Annotated in this window: 16 protein-coding genes; 7 read left to right on the top strand and 9 right to left on the bottom strand. The window is 70.1% G+C overall.

Annotated elements, in window-relative coordinates; all coding sequences use genetic code 11:
- The first annotated feature begins 11 nt into the window (after positions 1 to 11).
- Positions 12 to 767 carry a 5-oxoprolinase subunit PxpA gene (locus AAFX79_12905; GenBank protein MEO1009454.1) on the top strand — a complete coding sequence of 252 codons (756 nt, stop codon included), beginning with the start codon at positions 12 to 14 and terminating at the stop codon, positions 765 to 767.
- Positions 768 to 872: 105 nt separating this feature from the next.
- A complete protein-coding gene (locus AAFX79_12900; GenBank protein ID MEO1009453.1) occupies positions 873 to 2,417 on the top strand; it encodes a GC-type dockerin domain-anchored protein in 1,545 nt (514 codons plus the stop codon).
- 20 nt (positions 2,418 to 2,437) lie between these two features.
- Here the strand turns inward: AAFX79_12900 and AAFX79_12895 are convergent, their stop codons facing one another.
- Positions 2,438 to 3,166: an NAD(P)H-dependent oxidoreductase gene (locus AAFX79_12895; GenBank protein ID MEO1009452.1), complete on the bottom strand. Its 729-nt coding sequence runs from the start codon at positions 3,164 to 3,166 to the stop codon at positions 2,438 to 2,440.
- Between the two features lie 81 nt (positions 3,167 to 3,247).
- Positions 3,248 to 4,987: an integrin alpha gene (locus tag AAFX79_12890; GenBank protein MEO1009451.1), complete on the bottom strand. Its 1,740-nt coding sequence runs from the start codon at positions 4,985 to 4,987 to the stop codon at positions 3,248 to 3,250.
- A 186-nt stretch (positions 4,988 to 5,173) separates the two neighbouring features.
- Between AAFX79_12890 and AAFX79_12885 the strand changes: the two genes are divergently transcribed.
- Together AAFX79_12885 and AAFX79_12880 are read left to right on the top strand one after the other, a co-directional pair.
- On the top strand, positions 5,174 to 5,344 hold the full coding sequence (locus AAFX79_12885; protein MEO1009450.1) for a hypothetical protein: 171 nt from the start codon (positions 5,174 to 5,176) through the stop codon (positions 5,342 to 5,344).
- A gap of 257 nt (positions 5,345 to 5,601) precedes the next feature.
- Positions 5,602 to 6,735 carry a hypothetical protein gene (locus tag AAFX79_12880; GenBank protein MEO1009449.1) on the top strand — a complete coding sequence of 378 codons (1,134 nt, stop codon included), beginning with the start codon at positions 5,602 to 5,604 and terminating at the stop codon, positions 6,733 to 6,735.
- A 61-nt stretch (positions 6,736 to 6,796) separates the two neighbouring features.
- Here the strand turns inward: AAFX79_12880 and AAFX79_12875 are convergent, their stop codons facing one another.
- From AAFX79_12875 to AAFX79_12845, 7 genes are all read right to left on the bottom strand, one after another.
- Positions 6,797 to 7,786 (bottom strand): dihydroorotate dehydrogenase, encoded by a 990-nt coding sequence (locus tag AAFX79_12875; GenBank protein ID MEO1009448.1) that lies wholly within the window; start codon positions 7,784 to 7,786, stop codon positions 6,797 to 6,799.
- Positions 7,787 to 7,850: 64 nt separating this feature from the next.
- Positions 7,851 to 8,657 (bottom strand): hypothetical protein, encoded by an 807-nt coding sequence (locus AAFX79_12870; protein ID MEO1009447.1) that lies wholly within the window; start codon positions 8,655 to 8,657, stop codon positions 7,851 to 7,853.
- Positions 8,658 to 8,818: 161 nt separating this feature from the next.
- On the bottom strand, positions 8,819 to 9,910 hold the full coding sequence (locus tag AAFX79_12865; GenBank protein MEO1009446.1) for an NAD-dependent epimerase/dehydratase family protein: 1,092 nt from the start codon (positions 9,908 to 9,910) through the stop codon (positions 8,819 to 8,821).
- 66 nt (positions 9,911 to 9,976) lie between these two features.
- Positions 9,977 to 11,059 (bottom strand): glutaminase A, encoded by a 1,083-nt coding sequence (gene glsA, locus AAFX79_12860; GenBank protein ID MEO1009445.1) that lies wholly within the window; start codon positions 11,057 to 11,059, stop codon positions 9,977 to 9,979.
- 33 nt (positions 11,060 to 11,092) lie between these two features.
- Positions 11,093 to 11,668, bottom strand: coding sequence for an SIS domain-containing protein (locus AAFX79_12855; GenBank protein ID MEO1009444.1), 576 nt, complete (start codon positions 11,666 to 11,668; stop codon positions 11,093 to 11,095).
- Positions 11,669 to 11,671: 3 nt separating this feature from the next.
- Complete coding sequence (gene smc, locus AAFX79_12850) at positions 11,672 to 15,697, bottom strand: chromosome segregation protein SMC (protein MEO1009443.1); 4,026 nt, start codon at positions 15,695 to 15,697, stop codon at positions 11,672 to 11,674.
- A 165-nt stretch (positions 15,698 to 15,862) separates the two neighbouring features.
- Complete coding sequence (locus AAFX79_12845) at positions 15,863 to 17,878, bottom strand: flagellar basal body P-ring protein FlgI (GenBank protein MEO1009442.1); 2,016 nt, start codon at positions 17,876 to 17,878, stop codon at positions 15,863 to 15,865.
- Positions 17,879 to 18,297: 419 nt separating this feature from the next.
- Here AAFX79_12845 and dcd point away from each other — a divergent pair, with 419 nt between their 5' ends.
- The 3 genes from dcd (at position 18,298) to AAFX79_12830 (ending at position 19,726) form a co-directional block, all read left to right on the top strand.
- A complete protein-coding gene (gene dcd, locus AAFX79_12840) occupies positions 18,298 to 18,870 on the top strand; it encodes a dCTP deaminase (protein MEO1009441.1) in 573 nt (190 codons plus the stop codon).
- Between the two features lie 84 nt (positions 18,871 to 18,954).
- Positions 18,955 to 19,314 (top strand): four helix bundle protein, encoded by a 360-nt coding sequence (locus tag AAFX79_12835; GenBank protein ID MEO1009440.1) that lies wholly within the window; start codon positions 18,955 to 18,957, stop codon positions 19,312 to 19,314.
- Positions 19,315 to 19,378: 64 nt separating this feature from the next.
- Positions 19,379 to 19,726, top strand: coding sequence for an antibiotic biosynthesis monooxygenase (locus AAFX79_12830; protein ID MEO1009439.1), 348 nt, complete (start codon positions 19,379 to 19,381; stop codon positions 19,724 to 19,726).
- Positions 19,727 to 19,836 lie beyond the last annotated feature (110 nt).

Here is a 19,836-nt window from a genome sequence, read left to right as displayed (position 1 = left end):
GCGCCCGATTCATGCACATCGCCGCCATCGATCTCAACGTCGACGCCGCCGAGCACGCGGCGCGTCTCGACGCCGATCGAGAACTCGTGGGTCTGGCTACCTCGGTCAACATCGCTTGCGGCGGGCACGCCGGCAACCCGGAACTCATGGCGACGCTCGTGCGGGCGGCGCGGGCGTCGGGCGCGGCCATCGGGGCCCACCCGGGGTACCCCGATCGCGAGAACTTCGGCCGTCGCGAGGTCCGGCTGCCGCGCGCCCAGGTCGCGGCGAGCGTGCACGATCAGGTGCTCGCGCTCGCACGCATCGCGGCCGACGATGCGGCCACGCTGCGGCACTGCAAGCCGCACGGCGCGCTCTACCACCGTGCCATGCGGGAGGCCGACCTCGCCGAGGCCATCGCCGAAGCGGCCCTGCGAGCGGTTGCACGGGTCACCGGCGATCCCTTCGCGCGGCTGCTGTTCGTCGGGCTGCCGGGCACGCCAGGGCTCGCCCGCTGGCAAGAGATGGGCCTCGAAGTTGCACGCGAGGGCTTCGCGGATCGCGCCTACGAGCAGGACGGCCGCCTGCGCAGCCGCGACAACGAGGACGCCGTCATCACCGACGCGTCACGGGCGGCCGAGCAGGCCACGCGGCTGGCCCAGGGCGGCACCGTCGACACGCTCTGCGTGCACGGCGATACGCCCAATGCCGCCGGCGTGCTGAGGGCGGTCCGGGCCGGGCTGCACGAGGCGGCGATCGATGTTCGACCGCCGGGCAGCGGGGGCTAGATCGATCGGGAATACGCGGGCCCGGTAACCGCCTTCTCCCTTCTCGCGTAGGTGCGACGGGCACTATTCTTGCTGCTCGTCTGCATGCCCGGAGGAAGCCACGCCATGCCCAGCCGTCCCGGATTCGTGCCCTGCGCCGCCGCCCTGCTGGCGCTGCCGGCGGCGACCGCCTCCGCGCAGCTCCGCGTCGCGAGCTGGAACATCACCTTCTACAGCGGCGAGCCCGCGCTCGATGGCGTCTTCCGCACGTCGCTGTTCGAAGCCTTCGAGGACCGGACCTTCCGCCCCGATGTGCTGCTCATCCAGGAGATCCAGGGGCCGGCGTCCACGCTGGCCTTCCTCGACGTGCTCAACGGCGACCCACGCGGGGGACAGGACTGGGTGCTGGCCGAGTTCATCGACGGTCCGGGCAGCATCGATACCGCCGTCTACTACCGCGCGAGCAAGATCGAGTCGGCCGAAGCCGTGCTGGTATCGCCCGGCGGCGGCTCGCCCGATCATCCGCGGAACCTCGTCCGCCACGAGCTCAAGCTCGTCGGCTACGACGCGCCCGAGACGGCGCTGTTCGTGTACAACACGCACATGAAGGCCGGCAGCTCGTCGAGCGACGAGAGCCGCCGACTGGACGAGGCCATCGCCTTCCGCACCGACGCCCAGCGGCTGCCCGAGGGCACCCACTTTCTGCTCGGCGGCGACCTCAACGTCAAGCGCGACACCGAGCCCGCGTGGGAGAAGCTCACTCGATCCGAGCGGCTCGATAGCGGCCGGCTGTTCGATCCGCTGGCCTCCCCCGGCGACTGGAACAACAACCCGAGCTTCCGCTTCCTGCACAGCCAGGAGCCCCGCTCGCAGATGGACGACCGCTTCGACCAGATCCTCGTGTCCGACGACCTGATCGACGGCGAGGGCCTGGACTACCTGGGTGACCCGACCACCCCCTTCTCGACCACCACCTTCGAGGATCCCAACCACAGCTTCCGCACCTGGGGCAACGACGGCACCACCTTCAACCAGCCCATCGCCCGCCGCGGCAACCGCATGGTGGGGGAGGACATCGCCGACGCCCTCTTCGCCCACACCGGCGGCCAGGGCGGCCACCTGCCCATCTTCCTCGATCTCGTCGTGCCCGCGCAGATCGACGCGCCGGCCGCGATCGACCTCGGCTCCATCGCCCAGGGCGCGAGCGTCGAGTTCGACGTCCTCGTCGGCAACGCGGGCGATGCCGACCTGTGGGCACGCGACGACACCATCGCCGGGCCGGCCTTCGGCATCCAGCCGCTGCGGTACAGCTTCGACGCCGATGCACGGCTCACCCCGCCCGCCGGCGAGTTCACCGACGACGCCGGTGGCGCGCTCAACACCCACGCCATCGCGCTGGACACATCGGACGCCGGCGTGATCGATGCCGACCTCTTGGTCCTCTCGAACGATCCCGATGAGCCGACCCGCACCGTCCGCGTGCTGGCGGAGGTCGTCGCCACCTGCCGGGTCGACCTCGACGGCGACGGCTCGCTCACCGTGTTCGACTTCCTGGCATTCCAGAATCTGTTCGATGCGGGCGATCCGGCCGCCGACCTCGACGGCGATGGCGTGCTGTCGGTGTTCGACTTCCTGGCGTTCCAGAACCTGTTCGACGCTGGGTGCCCGTAGATCGTCTGATCCGATCCCCTCTACGCCGTCGGCCGCCGCGGCCGCACGAACTGGGGAGGCGGGTACTCGGCGGCGACGGGCGGCGGGGCGCCCTCCTGAGCGAGCTGGTCGCGCAGGTGGGCGGCGTAGCCGTCGAGCAGGGCGGCCCGCTGCTCGTCATCGAGATGGGCGGGCGCCCAGGCCACGAAGGGCTCGAGCACGTGCATGCCGGTGAACCAGAACACCCCATGGTGCACCGGCGTCAGGATGGTGCCCAGCGGCGGATTCAGCCCCTCGTGGCCCTCGGGAGCGACGTACATGGGCTCCGGTCCGCCCGTGGTCATCGCCACCATGCCTCGTTTGTCGCGGAGGGCCCCCGCGTCGTACCACCGGCCCCCGCCGTACATCCGCCCCATAGCCAGTACGCGATCGACCCAGCCCTTGAGGATGGCCGGCATGCCGAACCACCAGAGCGGGTACTGGAAGATGAGAAGATCGCATGCGTCGAGCTTGTCCATCTCCGCGGCGATGTCCGGGGCGAAGCCACCTCGCTCGTGTGCGTGCCGCTCTTCCCGTTGCTGCTTCAGGTAGTCGGCGTCGGCCACGGTCGTGAAGTTGCGGCGATCGCTGACGGGGTTGAACCCCATGGCGTAGAGATCGCTGACGACCACGGTGTGGCCCGCATCTTCGAGCTCTCTGCTCGCCCGCGCCGTCATGGCGCTGTTGAAGCTCTTGGGTTCGTGGTGGGCGTGGACGATGAGCACGTGCACGACGGGGCCTCCTGCTGCTGCGCCACGAAGGGACGGCACGCAGCGTAGCCCGGCCCGGTCCCGTCATGCGGCCCGCGTCTGCTAGGGGCAGCCCGCGTCGAAGGCGTTCTGGAAGGCGAGGAAGTCAAAGATGGTCAGGTCTCCATCGTCGTCGAAGTCGGCGGCTGGATCCATCGCATCGAACAGGTTCTGGAATTCGAGGAAGTCGAAGATCGTCAGCTCGCCGTCGCCATCGAGGTCGGGCGCACAGCTCGCACCGCGGCCGTAGACGACGTACGCGTCGTCTTCGCGGCTGCCGACGATCACGTCCGTGCGTCCGTCGCCGTTCACATCGCCGGCGGCCGCGATCGAACCACCCAGCAAATCGCCTCGGCGTTCGCCATCGATGCGGATGGCCTGATTCGCACCAAGCTCCGCCAGGCCCAGCACGGGCGGAAGGCCGTCGCTGCGACCAAAGACGACGTACGCCGCGCCCGGCCCGGCATCGAACGAGTAGTACGAACCGCTACCGGTGGTTGTCGAGCCCCGGAATTCTGCGCCCAGCAGGAGATCGTCGAAGCCGTCTCCGTCGACATCGTTCGCAAAGGCGACCGAGCCGCCGCTGAAGTCCTCTCGCTCGTCTCCATCGATGCGCACGCCGTTCGTGCCATCAAGAGAAGCAAGGTCCAGCTGCGCGGGGAAGCCATCGCGTCGACCAAAGACCACGAAGGACTGCCCCGCGTGCAGCCCATATACGCCCTGCGGGCCACCGAACGGGTTCGTCGCGACCAGGTCATCGATGCCATCGCCGTTGAAGTCGCCGCCCATGGCAACATCGCCACAGAAGCAGCCCGGAAGGCCGCTGTCGATCACGAATCCGTTCGTGCCGTCGATGTCACCAAGATCCAGGTCCGCAGGAAAACCGCCACTTTGTCCGAAGACCACGAAGTCCTGCGGCAGGCGCGTGTTGACGACCAGGTCCTCCACGCCGTCGGCGTTGACATCGCTGCCGCCGGCCGCACCGGTCGTCCCGCTGAACGACACCGGCCCATTGATGCGCAGCCCGTTCATGCCATCCAGGTCCGCTCCGGACAGCACCGCCGGGAACGGCTCGCGGGTACCAAAGAACACGTAGACGCGGCCCGCGTACTCCCGATCCACAACGTCGGCCGCTCTGGCTCCCACGGCGACGTCGCCGATGCCATCGCCGTTCACGTCTCCCGCCGACGACACAGCCGCCCCGAACCTCTCGAGCCGATCCGGGATGCCGCCGATCGGTTCCAGACGGACACCGTTCGAACCATCGAGGCCGGCGAGATCGAACTCGGCCGGAAAGCCGCCCGCCGTGCCGGCATCGCGCCCGAAGACCACGTAGGCGGCACCATCGGAGTCCGCGGACCCGGACCGAGATGGCGCACCGACGAGCATGTCGTCGACGCCATCATCGTTGACGTCGCCCGCGGCGCTGATAGATACGCCCAGCGACTCGTCATCGATGGTGTCGAACATCTGGAATCCGTTGGTGCCGTCGAGATCCTCCAGCACCACGGGGTTCGCCAGGCCATCCCCGCGACCGAACACGACGAACACCCGGCGGTCCCCCGCCGCGTCGAAGCCGCCAATGGCCACGTCATCGATGCCGTCGCCGTTGATGTCGCCCACGCCCGCGACGGAGATGGCCCGGCCATCCAGCCGGACGCCGGAGACGCCGTCTACGAGGGCGCCAATGGTGCTCGTTGCGGGAAAGGGCTCGGCCAGCGGATCGCCCTGCGCCAGAGCCGCCGTCGGCAGGCCGGCCGCCACGATCAACGCCGTCGCACGCTTAGTTGCCCATGCACCCATGACCCACCTCCATCGCCGGTAGTCGAGTCCCTCTCGGGAAACGTACCAGATTTCGATCGGGCTATCAACCGCGGTTGATCCGGACTTCTCGGATCCTCACGGGCAGCCAGCGTCGAACGCATTCTGGAACGAGAGGACATCGAAGAGGGTCAGCACGCCATCGCGCTGGACAGGTCGGACGCCGGCGTGATCGACGCCGTGCTGTCCATGTCCTCTAGCGATCCAGACGAGCCGACCCGCACCGTCCGCGTGGTGGCGGAGATCGTCGTTACCTGCCGGGTCGACCTTGACGGCGACGGCTCGCTGACGGTGTTCGACTTGCTGGAGTTCCAGAACCTGTTCGATGTGAGGTGCTAAGCGACGCCGTGATCGGATCACGTAGCTATGGGCGCTCCTTCTGGAACGACTTCTGGAAGGAGAGGAACGTGCGATGGCCGTCAATTGCGAAGTCTGTCACAGTGGTATCGGGCGGTTCGCCACTCAGCGGCATGACCTCGCCGATTCAACGTGCTCGGACGCGCCTACTTGATGCACCTCGATGCAGCTTGGTGCAATCCTGATGCAGGCATGAACGACGTAGATTCGACAATTGGCAACGTACGCTAGCATAGCCCATGATCGGTGCCAAGAGCGTGTTTGTCCTCGGAGCGGGAGCAAGCTTGGAGTATGGCTTTCCGCTAGGGTCGCAACTGCGGCGTGCGATCATTGCGCTGGCACTAGGGCAAAACACCGCACCCAAAGATATGCCGCTCGCTCTACAAGGCCCGGCGTGGAACCGGTTGGTCGATCAGCGCGCGAAGTTGCTTCAGCCGTGTTTCAGCCACGACCTGATGGAGGACTTTGGCAAGAGCTTTCGCTACAGCGGAACTGCGTCTATTGATGCTTATCTAATCCGTCGCCAGAGATTTCGCGCAATTGGCTCAGCTATTATCGGCCTTATTATTAGCGCCTGCGAGAAGCATGAGTACCTGTTTGATCGACTGGGACTGTACTGGTGGCTGCTTGATCGCATGGGTTCAACACCCGAGGTGGTGCGTGAGAACCCAGTTACCTTTATCACCTTTAACTACGATCGTTCGCTTGAGTACTTCTTTGTCCGAGCTGCCTACGAGCAGGGCAGTAATCCCGGCGCAGCTTCTAGCGATTCAATAGCAGCAAACAGCATGCTGGACGCGATAAATATCGTTCACATGTACGGATCGCTGGGAGATTTGCCAAGATGGGGAGGTGCTGTCAATCCGGTCAGGCATCAGCCATATGAGAAATGGCTCGATGAACAACGCTGCCACTACTCGGTTTACGATCTCGATCGCTGGAATACTTCGCTCAAGCTCGTTGGAGAAGAGCGATCTGCGGAAGCGACTGAGCACCACGAGCGAGCCAGGCAGGCCATACTTGAGTGCGACGTCTTGTGCTTCCTGGGATTCGGGTTCGATCGAGAGAATACTCGTGTGCTTGGCTTTCCTATGCGGGGAGGTGGCATAATGAACCATGCTATGGATTACTGCGGAAGACAGAGAGCACACATGCCCCATGTGCTAGCGACGTCCATCGGCTTATCAAAATCCAGAAAGACCGAGGTCCTTTACCGGCTGCTCTTCACGCAGGCGGTTCGTGACAGGGTGCAAAATTCCTCGCCATTTCGCGACGTGACTTGCAGTGCCTTACTCGACGAGCAGATCCAGGATTTCAAGGCAGAGTACGAACCGGGGTCTCCGCCTCGCTTCGACGACGCAACCCAATCCTGACGGCTGTTGGCGACGAGACCCCCTCGTACCGGCGCGACGGCTAACGTCGCGACACGTGGCCTCAGCCCGCCGCTCCCACAACACCCGCCAGTGACCCGATCCCTTCCTTCCTAACCCACCGCCCCAGCCCCCGATGCACCCGCTTGGCGATCCCCGGATCCGCCAGCGTCGCGGTGCCCAGGCCGATGGCCGTCGCGCCGGCGAGCACGAACTCGGCCGCGTCCTCCCAGCGGGTCACGCCGCCCAGGCCGATGATGGGCACGCCGGCGTCGTGCGCGAGGTTCTTATGTACGTCGTTCACCAGCTTGACGGCGATGGCGTGCACCGCCGGTCCGCTCAGTCCGCCCGTGGTGTTGCTCAGCACGGGCCTGCGGGTGCGGACGTCGATGGCCATCGCGGGCGTGGTGTTGGCGATGCACAGCACGTCGGCGCCCGGACGCCGATTCGGACCGGCCGATTCGCCGCGGCCCTCGATGGCCGCCCGGGCAACCTCGACGATGCCCGGCAGGCCGACGGCGATGGGGGGGAGCTTGACGATCAGCCGCGTCGACGGCAGCGCCGCACGGACCGCGGCGACGAGGTCACGGAGCGTCGCGGGGTCGGCCCCGAAGTCGCTCCCGCCGTGCACGTTGGGGCACGAGACGTTCAGCTCGACGGCGTCGACCGACTCGTGCGCCCCCAGCTGCGCGGCGACGCGGACGTAGCCCTCGATGGTGTCGCCCGCGACCGAGGCGAACAGCCGCACGCCGTGCTCGGCCAACCGCTGCCGGGGCAGCACGTGCTCGACGAAGCGGTCCACGCCCATGTTGGCCAGGCCGATGGCGTTGAGCATGCCCCCGCGGATGGGCGCGACCCGCCACGTCGGGTGCCCCTCGCGGGACTGCATCGTGATCGACTTGCTGGTGACCGCGCCCAGCACCCGGGCGGGCACGACGTCGAGTATCTCGTCGGCGTAGCCCGCCGTCCCGGCGGCGAGCACGAGCGGCGATTGCAGGCGCACGCCCGCGAGATCAACGGCGAGGGGATCTGCGGGTTCGGCGTCGGGTGCCACGTCGGCGGAAGCGTACGCGGAGCGCCGCCGCACGAGGTCCCAGGCCAACGGCAACTAGAGGTTGCTAGCGGGGTTCGCCGCCGCGGCGTAGTCCGGCGAGCAGCCCGGGTCGCACCGGCCGCGTCTGGACCAGGCCCCGGCCGAAGCTCGAGCTGGGCAGCGCCTCGATGGCCTGCTCGGTGGTGTCGAAGCCGGCGACGGGATCGAGCCCCGCCTCGAAGAAGGCATCCCACGCCGGGTCGAGCCGGCGGACGAGCCTCGACGCGGGCAGGTCGACCGCGCCGGCATCGTGTCCGGTCAGCACGGCGAAGCCCAGCTCGACGACGCAGCGAACCTCGTCGCGCTGCACCTCCGTCGAGAAGCCCCGCATGCCCTCGAGCGTGCGCGCGACGCCGGGCATCTCGATGATGGCGCTGCCGTGCCGGTCGACGAGCACGTCGCGCGGCCGCAGCGTGCCGTGGTGGACCAGCCTGGCGTGCAGCGCACCCAGCCCATCGAACAGCTGGCCGAGCAGGCGATCGGTCTCGACCGGGTCCATCCGCCCGCCCTTGGCCCGCAGCAGGCCGGCGAGATCGAGCAACCCATCCTGGTGCCCGGTGTAGGGCGTCACCGCGAAGGGCTGGTGCACGATGCCCACGACGAGATCGTCGACGGGAAGCACGTGGCGGTTGCGGACCCTGCCCGCCGCCTCGATGGCCCGCCGCAGCGTGGCGATCTGCGGATCGTCCGGCCGGATCGGAAAGACGTGCAGCACCCGGGCGTCGGCGCCGCCGTCGTCCAGGGCCAGCAGCCGACGCGCGACCGGAGAGGCGGGCAGCTCGCGTGTGATGGTGTAGCCACCGAAACGCACGCGTGGCAGGCGATCGCCCATCGATGTCGTCCCTCTACCGGCCGCCGCTGCGCATCACGATCCGCCGCGTTTCGGCCGGGAACGCCGAGTCGCAATGATAGCTCGGCCGTATTGTCGGCAAAAGCCGCGCCATCGCGAGAAATGTAGCATTCACTAACCGGATGCCATCGCCGAGGGCGGCCTCAAGATACGTACATAGACCGTACCGCAGGGGCCAGCTCATCCGCGAGGGCCTCGGCGAAGGGCCGCCCCGCGGGCACGCCCAGGTGCCGCTCGGCGGCGGAGCGATCGACATCCGCCGGCCAGCTCTCCACGATCCGGGCGCGCTTGGGCTCGATGTCGTAGCGGAGCCTCGCGTTGGGGAAGTGCACCTTGATGGCCTCGAACATCTCGGCGGCCGTCGGCGCGAAGCTCGCGACGTTGTACACCCGGCCACGCGGTCCCGCCGGCGGCTCCTCGGCCCGGGCGAGCGCGAGGGTCGCGTCGATGGCGTCCCGCATCAGCATGAACGGCAGCCGGGCCTCGCCCGGCACGAAGCAGGCCGCCTCCTCGCCACGCGCGGCGGCGTGCAGCATCAGCGGGCCGTAGTCGCTCGTGCCCCCGCTCGGCGCGGTGTGCGGGCTGATGAGGCCCGGGTAGCGGATGCAGCGGAAGTCGATCGGTGGCGGCTGGTCGTCCAGCAGCTTGTAGTGCTCGCCGAAGTATCTCCCGAGTTGCTCGCACGCCAGCTTGTTGACACCGTACATCGTGATCGGCGTGAGGTGCTCGTCCTCCCGCACCGCTCCGGCGGCGGCCTTCGCCTCGGCGGACGGCAGCCCGTACACCGCGATCGAGCTGGGGTACACCACCCGCACCGGCGTGCCCCGGGCCCGTCCCTGCTCGGCCGCCACGCGGAGCACGTGCATCGTGCCTCGCACGTTGACCTGCTGGGCCAGCACCGGGTTCCGCTCGCTCGTCGTCGATAGCAGTGCCGCGAGGTGGAAGACCTCGGCGATCTCGTACCTCGACACCACCGGCAGCAGCGCCAGCGGATCTCGGATGTCTGCGACGACCGTCTCTGCGCACCGCTGGGCGAGGTCCTCGTCCAGCGGCCGCAGGTCGAGGGCCACGATGGGCGTGCCGCCGGCTTCGCTGAGGGCGTGGATCAGCCCGTGGCCGACCTCGCCGCCCGCCCCCGTGATGAGGATCGCCCGCTGCCGGGAAACCGCCGATCCCGCCGCTTGGGCGGGGGATGCCGCGGGCGCCTGCGTCGGATTGGTCGCGGCAGAGGTCACGGCCGGCAGGATAGCGGCGATCGGTGCCGCGGGCCCCGGGACCGCGGCCGAGCGGCCGAGGACGCCCTAGCCGCCCCCCTCCGGCGCTCGCCCGCGGTCCGGCGTGTAGCCCTCGGGTGTGGCGATGACCGATGCGTCGGGCATCTCGTCCTCGTCGTCGCGGGGGGCGAACAGGTCGTCGGCGGCCGTCGCCTCCAGCATCGACGCGTCGAAGAGGTGCATGCCAAACTCCGCCGACAGGTCCTCGCACACCCGGAGCCCGCGGACGCTGTGGCCGTGCCGATCGACGCGGGGCGAGTACACCGCGATGCCCAGCCGCCCCGGCACCACCGCGATGATGGCGCCCGAGATGCCGCTCTTGGCCGGCAGCCCCACGGTGTAGGCCCACTGGCCCGCATAGTCGTACATGCCGCAGGTGTACATCACCGTCAGCACGTCGCGGACGTAGCCGGTCTCCATCGCACGCGCGCCCGTCTGCGGGTTGACGCCGCCGTTGGCCAGCGTGGCGGCCATCACCGCCAGGTCGCGGCACGTGACCCGGATCGAGCACTGCTGGAAGTACAGGTCGAGCACCTCGTCCACGCCCGCGTCGCCGGCGATCATGCCGAAGTGCCGCATCAGGTGGGCGATTGCGCGGTTGCGGTGCCCGTGCGTCCGCTCGCTGGTGAACACCGGCGCATCGATCGTCAGCTTCCGCCCCGCGAAGCGGCCGAACAGATCGAGCAGGTCCTTCAGGCTCGTCGTCGGATCGTCCCTGGCCAGCATGCTCGTCACCGCGATCGCGCCCGCGTTGACGCAGGGATTGTGCGGGCGGTTGGCGGCGTCGAGCTTGATGATCGAGTTGAAGGCGTCGCCCGTGGGCTCGACGCCCACGCGGCCCAGCACCGGTTCGCGGCCGTGCAGCTCGAGCGCCCGCCCGTAGGTGAACGGCTTGGAGACCGACTGGATCGTGAACGCCTCGTCGCAATCGCCCGCCGTGTGCACGCGGGCCTCGCCGTCGCGGCCCGTCGTGGCGATCGAGATGGCCAGCAGCGAGGGATCCACCTCGGTCAGCTCGGGGATGTAGTCCGCCAGCGCGCCCTCATCGAGCGCGGCGTACCGCGCGTGCAGCGCATCGAGGACCCGCGAGATGCGCATGGCGTCGGCCATAGGCGGGCATGATAGCGGAACGCCCGCCAGCGCTCAGCCGAACAGCCGCGCCTCGATGCCCTCGATCAGCGCGTGCAGGATGAGCATGTGGATTTCCTGGATGCGGTCGGCCGTCGGCGCGTCGGCGGGCACGCCCGGCACGATCCACTCCAGGTCGGCTGCTCCCGCCAGCGCCCCGCCGTCCCGGCCCAGCAACGCGATGGTGGCCATCCCCGCGTCCCGCGCCGCCTCGACGGCGCGGACCACGCTCGGCGAGTTGCCGCTGGTGCTCAGCGCAACCAGCACGTCGCCGGCGTGGCCGAGGGCCCGCACGCCCCGGGCAAAGACGTGGTCGTAGCCGTAGTCGTTGGCCACGCAGGTCAGGTGGCCCGGGTCGGTCAGGCTGATGGCGGCCAGCGGGTCGCGATCCTCGCGGAAGCGGCCGGTGAGTTCCTCGCAGAAGTGCATCGCGTCGCAGGCCGATCCGCCGTTGCCGCAGGCCAGGACCTTGCCGCCCGCCTGCAGGGCCGAGGCGAGCAGATCGGCGGCGTGATCGAGCCGATCGACGTTGGCGCCGTCCGCCAGGAAGGCGTCGAGCGCGAGCCGCGCGTTGGTGAAGGCCTCCCGCACGGCCTAGGTCGTCGACGCCAAAGCGGGCTCGTCCGCCTCGGGTGCCTCGACCTCCTGGGGCGCCGCGCCGAGGTGCGCCAGCGCGTTGCGGAGCCGTGGCCGCTCTGGCTCTTCCGTGGCCGGCTCCTCGCGTGCGTCGTCGGCCGGCCGCTTCGTGGTGGTGCTGCCGTCGACCGCGGCGTCGGCGAGCTTGCCGTCGGGGCCGACCTGGTCGAAGCGGACGCCCACGCGGGTCGACACGCCCCGCTCCTGCATCGTCACGCCGTGCAGCCGGTCGCACATCGCCATCGTCTTCTTGTGGTGCGTCACGACGATGAAGTTGCTGGTGTTGCTGAAGGCGCGGATGACGCGGCAGAAGCGATCCACGTTGGCGTCATCGAGCGCGGCGTCGACCTCGTCGAGCACGCAGAAGCAGCTGGGCTTGCTCTTGAAGATCGCCAGCAGCAGCGCGACGGCGGTCATCGCCTTCTCGCCGCCCGAGAGCTGGCTGATCGAGCGGGGCTGCTTGCCGGGCGGCCGCGCGACGATCTCGATGCCGCTCTCGAGCACGTCGATCTCGTCGGTCTGCACCTTCTTGCCGTCGACCTCGCGGACCAGCGGCATCAGGCGGATCTCCGCGCGGCCGCCGCCGAAGAGCTGGCGGAACAGCCCGTTGTCGCCCGCGAAGCTCTCGCGGATGGTCTCGAGCATCTCGCTAAAGCGCGTCCGGCTTGCGTCGTTGAGCCGCTCGATGAGCGTCTCCAGCCGCTGCCGCGCGGCGTCGATGTCGGCCACCTGCGCCGCGAGCGCCTCGTTCTTGCCCTCCAGCTGCCCCTCCTCGTCGAGCGCCGCCGTGTTGACGCTACCGAGCCTGGCGATGGCCGATCGCAGCGCATCGATCGCCTCGGTCGCCTCTTGCTCCCCCACCGGCCGCACGCCGTCGGCGAGGATGCTCCGGTAGTCCTCGAGCTCGGCCCACAGGTCGGGTCCGTCCTCGTCGGCGGTCCGCTGGACGAGAGCCTCGCCGCGGATGTTGGCTTCGCGGTGCCGCAACTCCAGGGCGTGCCATCGCTGCTCGATGTCCGATGACTGCCGCCGCTGCGCATCGAGGCGGCGCTCGACGTCCGCCGCCTGCGCCCGCGCATCCTCGGCCCGCTGCCGCACGCCCGCGATGCCCTCCTGGGCCCGCTGCGCGTCGGCCTCGTGCTCGTCGATGGTGCGGGCCGCATCGGCGGCGGTCTGCTCGTGCGCTTCGGCCAGCTCGGTGGCGTGGGCGAGCTGCGCGGCGATCTCGCCCCGCGCCGCCCGCTGCCGCTCCAGCCCCGAGTCGAGCGCCGTCAGCTCCTGCCTCGTCGCGTTGAGCTGCTCGCCCAGCGTGCTCGCCGCGACGCGGGCCTCGGTGAGCGCCTCGGCCGTCGCGTCCGCCTCGGTCTCGAGCGCCTCGGCCTTCGCCTCCGCCTCGTCCTGGGTCGCCCGTTCGTCGGCCAGGATCGACTCGAGGGATCCCAGCTTTTCCTCGAGCTGGCCGATCTGCTCCCGGGCCGAGGTGAGATCGGCCAGCATCGCGTCGGCCTCGCTCGCTGCCTGCGCGAGGTCGCGGTCGAGGCGGTCGGCCTCGTCGGCGGCGCGATCGGCGTCTCCCTCGGCGCGGATGCGGGCCTGGCTCAGCTCGCTGAGCCGCCGCTGCGCCGCCGAGAGCGCCTCGCTGACGTGCGCGGCCTGCGCGTCGAAATCCCGCAGCGTGCCCGACGCCCGCGCCAGTGCATCGGTCGCCTCGCCCAACTCGTGCTTGAGCCGCTCGTGCTCGGCGCGGCGTTGCAGCAGGCCCGTGCCACCGGCGTCCTCGCCGCCCATCGGGCCCGCCGCGACGATGCCCGGGAATCGCAGCACGCGGGCCTCGGGGTCGGCGATGGTCGCGCCGGGGATCGGCCCGGCACTCAGCAGCGAGGCCGCCTCCAGGCTCGCCGCCCGCCAGCAGTTGTGAAGCAGCGTATCGAGCAGCCGCGCCACGACGATCGGATCGACGCCCAGCCGCGCGCACGCCTCGCGATCGACCTCGGCGACGTGCCGCAGCGGCAAAATCTGCCCGGTCGCCCGCAGCGCCTCGGCGGCCGGGTCCGGGCCGGTCGTTGGTGCGGCGAGCCCGAGCGGCACGAAGTGCACCCGCCCGGTGAGCTGCGCCAGCTCGTCGGCCGACGGCATGCGATCCAGGCTCGGCACCACGATCGCCGACAGCAGCGGGCCGAGCACCGCCTCGACCTGCGGCGCGTGCTCGAGCGGCACGCGGACGAGATCGGCCAGCGGCGCGAGCACGCCGTGGAAGGCCTCGCCGCGGCCGGCCATCTCGATCACCCGCCGCGCGGGCTCGCCGAGCCCCTCGCGCGACTCGAGCAGCTCGCGCAGCGCGTGGGCTCGGGTCTCCAGCCGCAGGCGGCGCTCCTCGAGCCGCTTGACCTCGATGGCGTGCCGCGAGCGGTCGTCGCCCAGCGATCGCGCCCGCGTGTCCAGCCGCTCGACCTCGGCGGCCTGCGTTTCGGCGGCGTCGCGGCTCTTGCCGGCGTGCGTCCGCGCGCCATCGCGCCGGGTGTGAGCCTCGCGGGCCTGCGCATCGAGTGTCTCGGCCCGGCCGCGGAGTTCGCGGAGCGATGCATCGAGCGTCTCCGACCGACGATGAGCCTCGTCGAGCCGCGCCCGCGCCGCGTGGTGGTCGCCGGTGATCCGCTCGACGCGGCGGCGGGCTTCGGCGTGCGCCTGCCGCGCGGCGGCGACGGCCCGCTGTGCCGCCTCGCGTCGTTCCACGAGTTCGTCCAGCGTGCGGTCGGCGTCGGCGAGCTTCTCGGCCGCGGCAGCAACGCGGTCGCTGGCCCGCTCGCGATCCCGCTCGGCCCGCTCGATCGACGCATCGGCGTCGCGGAGCCGTCCGGCGTCGGTGCCGGCCCGGGCGCGGGCGTCCCGGGCCGCCCGGGTGGCCATCTCGAGCCGCTGCCGCGCGGCCTCGGCGGCGTGGCGGACCTCGGCGAGGCGATCCTCCGACGCTCGCACCGCCTGGCTCGCCTCGTGCCGCTCGACCTCTGCCTTCTGGCGGCCCGCCTCGAGCGTGCGGAGGCTCGCCTCGGCCGCGTCGCGCTGGGTGCCGACGTCGCCCATCTCGGCATAGATCTGCTCGAGCGCCGCGGTCAGCGCGTCGTGCTGTGCCAGCGCCCGCGCCGCGCGCCACGCCCGCAGGTCGGCGTCCAGCTCCAGGAACCGGCGGGCCTTGGCGGCCTGCCCCCGCACGATCCGCAGCCGCCGCTCGGTGCTCGCGAGCTGCTCCCGCGTGACGGCCAGGTTCCGCTCGGCCCGGTCCAGCTCGCGGATGGATTCGACTCGCCGCTGGCGATAGCGGGCCACGCCGGCGGCCTCCTCGAAGATCGAGCGCCGCTCCTGCGGGTTGGCCAGCAGCATCGCGTCGACGCGGCCCTGCTCGATGATCGAGTAGGCGTCCGCGCCCACGCCCGTATCCAGGAACAGGTCGCGGATGTCGCGGAGGCGGCACCGCGCGCCGTTGATCAGGTATTGGCTGCCGCCGTCGCGGTACAGCCGCCGCTCGATCTCGACCACATCGTCGTCGATGGGCAGCCCCCGCCGCACCGAACCTCGCTGCGCCAGCGGGCCGCGATCGATGCCGCCGTCCGCCGCCATCGCGTCGATCTCGGCGTCCTCGGCCGCGGCATCGACGCTGACGACGTCGACCGCCTGCGTGCCTGAGCGCTGCCGCTGTAGCTCGTCCCACAGCCGGCCCTCGAGCACCGGGTTGTCGAAGGTGAGGGTGACCGCCGCCATGCCCGCGGGCTTGCGGGCGGCCGACCCGGCGAAGATGACGTCGAGCATCTCCTTGCCGCGGAGGCTCTTGCTGCTCCGCTCGCCCAGCACCCACTTGACGGCGTCGACGACGTTGCTCTTGCCGCAGCCGTTGGGCCCAACGATGCCGGTCACCGGGTCGTCGAAGACGAACTCGGTGCGGTCGTCGAAGGACTTGAACCCGTTGAGGGTCAGCTTGGCCAGCCGCATCGGACCTCCTGTCCACAGGGCCTGCGCACGCATCCGAGCGGCGAGTCGTATACCGGCCGGCGAGCGCCGCCTCCCGCGGGCCGTCGGCCGGCACGGTCTATCGGCAAGGCCGCCCCGAATGCTGGCGGAAACCGGGGGGCGATCGTTGGTCCGGCGGCCATCCGGCTAGCGGCCCCCGGCGCTGGTCGGCCCATCGTCCGGATCTCGCTCCAGCCCCTCGTTCAGCAGGTCCTCGAAGGGGTCAAACTCATCCTCCTCGTCGTCGGGCACGACCTCGAGCTCCTCGCGGTCTTCGGCGGCACGCCGGGACAGCCCGCGGAGGTCGTCGAGCAGTCGGTTGGGCTCGACCCGCCAGGCCGCGGCGACGGCGTCGCCGTCCGGCCGCCGCTGGACGATGCCGTTGTCCTCCTGCAGCCGAGAGAGCACGCCCACCACGCCGCCGAAGCTCATGCCCAGGCCCAGATCGGGGTCCTCCATCGTCGGCTCGGTGGTCAGGAAGTCGATGAATTCGTGCAGATCGGTGGGCGCGTCCGCGATGTTGACCGTCCAGCCGCCGGGGTCGTGCCGGTAGCGGACGCGGACTGGGCCGCCCTCCCGGCCGCGGACCACCGTCAGGTTGCCATCCTCCATTGCGAGCACGGCGCCCGGGGCGATCTCCAGGTTGGAGCCGAAGAGCACGACGCCGGCGACGCCCTGCTGGCGGATCCAGATGAGCGGATCGCCCAGCGGCACGCGATCGACCACGAAGCCCGCGGCGGTCAGGTCCCGCCGCAGGCCGGCGTCGAGACTGCCGCGGAAGCCCAGCCGCGCCGCGTCGTACCAATCCCGCAGGATGGGAACGGGGTCCTGCCCGGGCGGGATGGCGCCCCGCCGCAGCATCGACATGAACTCGAACTGGCCGGCCCGTCGCTCCATCGCCTCGTAGGCCGCTACCCGGACGCTCACGTTGCCGTCGCCGGCCTGCTGCTCGATGACGAAGTCGATCGGTCCCTTGTTGATCACGCCCAGCAGCTCGAGCGACTCGACCCGCTCGGCCTCGTCGCCGTAGCGCGCGAGGTCGAGCAGATAGGGCCAGGCCTTCTCATCGCCCAGCCGTGCGCCCACGCGGAGCGCCGCCATCCGCGGTGCATACTCGGGGTAGTCGTACAGCGGCCGCACGTGCGGCAGCGATGCGAGCCCGATGGCCTCCAGCGACCACGCCAACGCGTCGGCGTAGGCGGGCTCCTCGATCAACGCCCGTGCGTAGCGGGCGGCGTAGCGATCCTCGCGGCCCTGCGAATCCGGATGGGTGTACCGCACCAGATTGATGAAGTCGGCGGCGTTGTCCTTGTACGACCACGGCACGGTCAGCCGGATGATCGCCGACGCCGAGTCGCCCTCGCCCGTGAGCCGTCCGCTGGCGACGTCGCCGCGATCGAAGCGCGTCGTCCCGAAGCGGCTGTTGAGCACCGAGGCGATCTCGCGGGTTCGCCGTGGGCTGTAGGCGTTCAGCCGGATGGCCAGGTCCAGCGGGTCGGTCACCACGCCGCCGCCGATGATGCGGCCCTCGGTCGCGCTCGCCCGGGCGCCCCGCGCGAACGGATTGACGTACACCGGCCCCTCGACGTACGCGATCTCGCGGGCGCGGAGCCCCCGCCGCATCGGCGCGCCCAGGCGGAGGTCGGTCCGCCACAGGTGCCCGCCCGCCAGCGACTCGACACCGGTGTTGGCGTTGAGCGCCACGACCCAGGCGTCGAAGCGTGTGCCCTCGGGCAGCCCCGGCGAGATCGCCGCCACCACCGTCACCACCGCCACGTCCGACCGCCGCAGGAAGCTCCGCGGGCTCTCGCCCTCGAAGGGCGTGCCGTAGAACATGTCCACGCCGCGGGCGCCCTCCCGCAGGCTCAGCTCACGGATGAGCTCGGACTCGACGTTCTCGGGCAGCGGCCCGCCCCGGCCCTTCACGCCCACCACGATGCCGATGCCCGAGACAAGTTGCGGCTCGGCGCCGATCAGCGTCGCCGATGCCCCGATGGTGCGGCTGAGCACGCTGGGGCCGTCGAAGGGCGGCAGCACCCCGCGGTCGGGGGTGCGGACCTGGCCCGCCGCGCAGCCCGGCAGGGCCGCCGACCAGGCCAGCGCCAGCGCGACGAACAGCAGCGGTGCGGCCCGCAGCAGCGGGCGGGCGATGGACGGGTTCATGAGGCCTCGCGATCGGTGGGGAGCGGGCGGATCACGGCTGAGATTCCATTGTACGAGCCGCGGCCGCGGGGGGCTCCCGGGCGGCATCAGCCATCTATTTGTTTGGTATACAATAGGATCATCGATGTCGCCGCGTGTCGGCTCCGGTGTTGCCGTCGTGTCGCTAGAACCCGGAAACCGCTGCGCCGAGGGCAATTAGGCCTAGAGCCGCCCAACTGACACCGGGCATACAGCATTTTGTGGTCCGGGGTCTTGCATCCACGATTTGTTGTAGGTACGCTCTCTCTTGGCCGATATTTCTCGCCGCCCCCGCAGCACCCGTGGCGGGCCGCACACGCAGGAACCCCACCGCCCGAGGCCGACGCGATCGGCCGCCCGCTCCCAGGGGCCCCGAGAGGGCCCTTCCGAGGACCGCCCCCATGCCCGTGCTCTGCGACGAACAGATCCAGCAACTCGTCCGCATCGAGCCCTTCGAGCGGGGCGAGCGGCGGCCCGGGCGGATCTCCTACGGCCTGTCGAGCTACGGCTACGACGTCCGCGTCGGCCCCCGCTTCAAGATCTTCACGCCGACGCCCAAGAGCGGCGGCATCACCGTCGTGGATCCCAAGGCCTTCAGCGACGACCTGTTCGTCGAGGTGGACTGCGGCGCCATCGGCAGCGACCACGTGATCATCCCGCCCAACAGCTTCGCGCTGTGCGAGACGGTGGAGTTCTTCGAGATCCCGCGGGACTGCCTGGTCATCTGCGTGGGCAAGAGCACCTACGCCCGCTGCGGCCTGATCGTGAACGTCACGCCGCTGGAGCCCGAGTGGCGGGGCAAGATCACGCTGGAGATCAGCAACACCACGCCGCTGCCGGCCCGCGTGTACGCCGACGAGGGCATCGCCCAGCTGGTCTTCCTCAAGGGCGACCAGGTGTGCGCGACGAGCTACGCGGACAAGGCGGGGAAGTATCAGGACCAGGGCGGGTTGACGCTGCCGCGTGTTGATTAGGCAATGGGGAGTGGGCAACAGGCAATGGGTGGCGAGACGCACCACTGAGCCATGCACGAGATCGGTTGAGGATGAGCAAGCACGATGTCCGCCATCAAGAGCTACAGGGATCTTGTTGCGTGGCAGCGCGGCAGGATGCTCGTGCGGCTGGTGTACGAGGCGACGGCGCACTTTCCGACCGACGAGCGCTTCGGACTGACGTCGCAGATGCGTCGAGCAGCGATCGGCGTCGTCAGCAACATCGCCGAGGGCTACGGCCGCGGCAGCACGCCGGATTACGCGCGATTCCTGCGAATGGCTCGCGGTTCGCTATTCGAGTTGGAATCGCAGGCACTCGTCGCGCTCGACCTCGAGTTCCTGAGTGCGGAGGGCCAGTCCGAAATCCAGGACGCGATCAACGAATGCGCCAAGCCGCTGTCGGGACTCATCGCATCGCTCGCCTAGCACAGCCATTGCCCATTCCCTATTGCCCATTCCCCGGCGCCGCACCAAGGAACGAGGTCCCCCAGTGATCGCGCGCATCTGGCACGGCTACACCACTCCCGAGAACGCGGACGCGTACCAGGACGTCCTGCTGGGCACGGTCATGCCCGAGATCGCCGGCCGGGGCATGGACGGCTACTTGGGCTTCCACAGCCTGCGGCGGGAGGGCACGACGGGGCCCGACGGCGGGGCCGAGACCGAGTTCATCACCGTGATGTGGTTCGAGAGCGCCGCCCAGATCGAGCAGTTCGTGGGGCGGGACTCCACGGTGTCGCACGTGCCCGAGGTGGCTCGGAAGGTCCTGAAGCGCTGGGACGAGCGGTCGGCCCACTACGCGGTGCAGTCGGCGCCGGCGTGGGCGCGGCCGGGCTGAAGGAGACGGTTGGAAGCAGACGCGTCCGGTCCGAGGGACGAAGGACCGGCATGCAGGGATCGCCGCGGAGGCGGGGCAGGACGGGCGCACGGATGCGCGAGCAGGGACAC

The organism is Planctomycetota bacterium (assembly GCA_039819165.1).
Taxonomy (GTDB): Bacteria; Planctomycetota; Phycisphaerae; order Phycisphaerales; family UBA1924; genus JAHCJI01.
The sequence above is the reverse complement of the archived record's forward strand: the minus strand, read 5'-3'. Positions and strand labels throughout refer to the sequence as shown.

Coding starts and splice junctions, on each gene's coding strand:
- dcd (MEO1009441.1), top strand. CDS start 18,298: ATGCCCGTGCTCTGCGACGAACAGATCCAGCAACTCGTCCGCATCGAG.
- smc (MEO1009443.1), bottom strand. CDS start 15,697: ATGCGGCTGGCCAAGCTGACCCTCAACGGGTTCAAGTCCTTCGACGAC.
- AAFX79_12900 (MEO1009453.1), top strand. CDS start 873: ATGCCCAGCCGTCCCGGATTCGTGCCCTGCGCCGCCGCCCTGCTGGCG.
- AAFX79_12870 (MEO1009447.1), bottom strand. CDS start 8,657: ATGGGCGATCGCCTGCCACGCGTGCGTTTCGGTGGCTACACCATCACA.
- AAFX79_12905 (MEO1009454.1), top strand. CDS start 12: ATGCACATCGCCGCCATCGATCTCAACGTCGACGCCGCCGAGCACGCG.
- glsA (MEO1009445.1), bottom strand. CDS start 11,059: ATGGCCGACGCCATGCGCATCTCGCGGGTCCTCGATGCGCTGCACGCG.
- AAFX79_12845 (MEO1009442.1), bottom strand. CDS start 17,878: ATGAACCCGTCCATCGCCCGCCCGCTGCTGCGGGCCGCACCGCTGCTG.
- AAFX79_12835 (MEO1009440.1), top strand. CDS start 18,955: ATGTCCGCCATCAAGAGCTACAGGGATCTTGTTGCGTGGCAGCGCGGC.
- AAFX79_12890 (MEO1009451.1), bottom strand. CDS start 4,987: ATGGGTGCATGGGCAACTAAGCGTGCGACGGCGTTGATCGTGGCGGCC.
- AAFX79_12880 (MEO1009449.1), top strand. CDS start 5,602: ATGATCGGTGCCAAGAGCGTGTTTGTCCTCGGAGCGGGAGCAAGCTTG.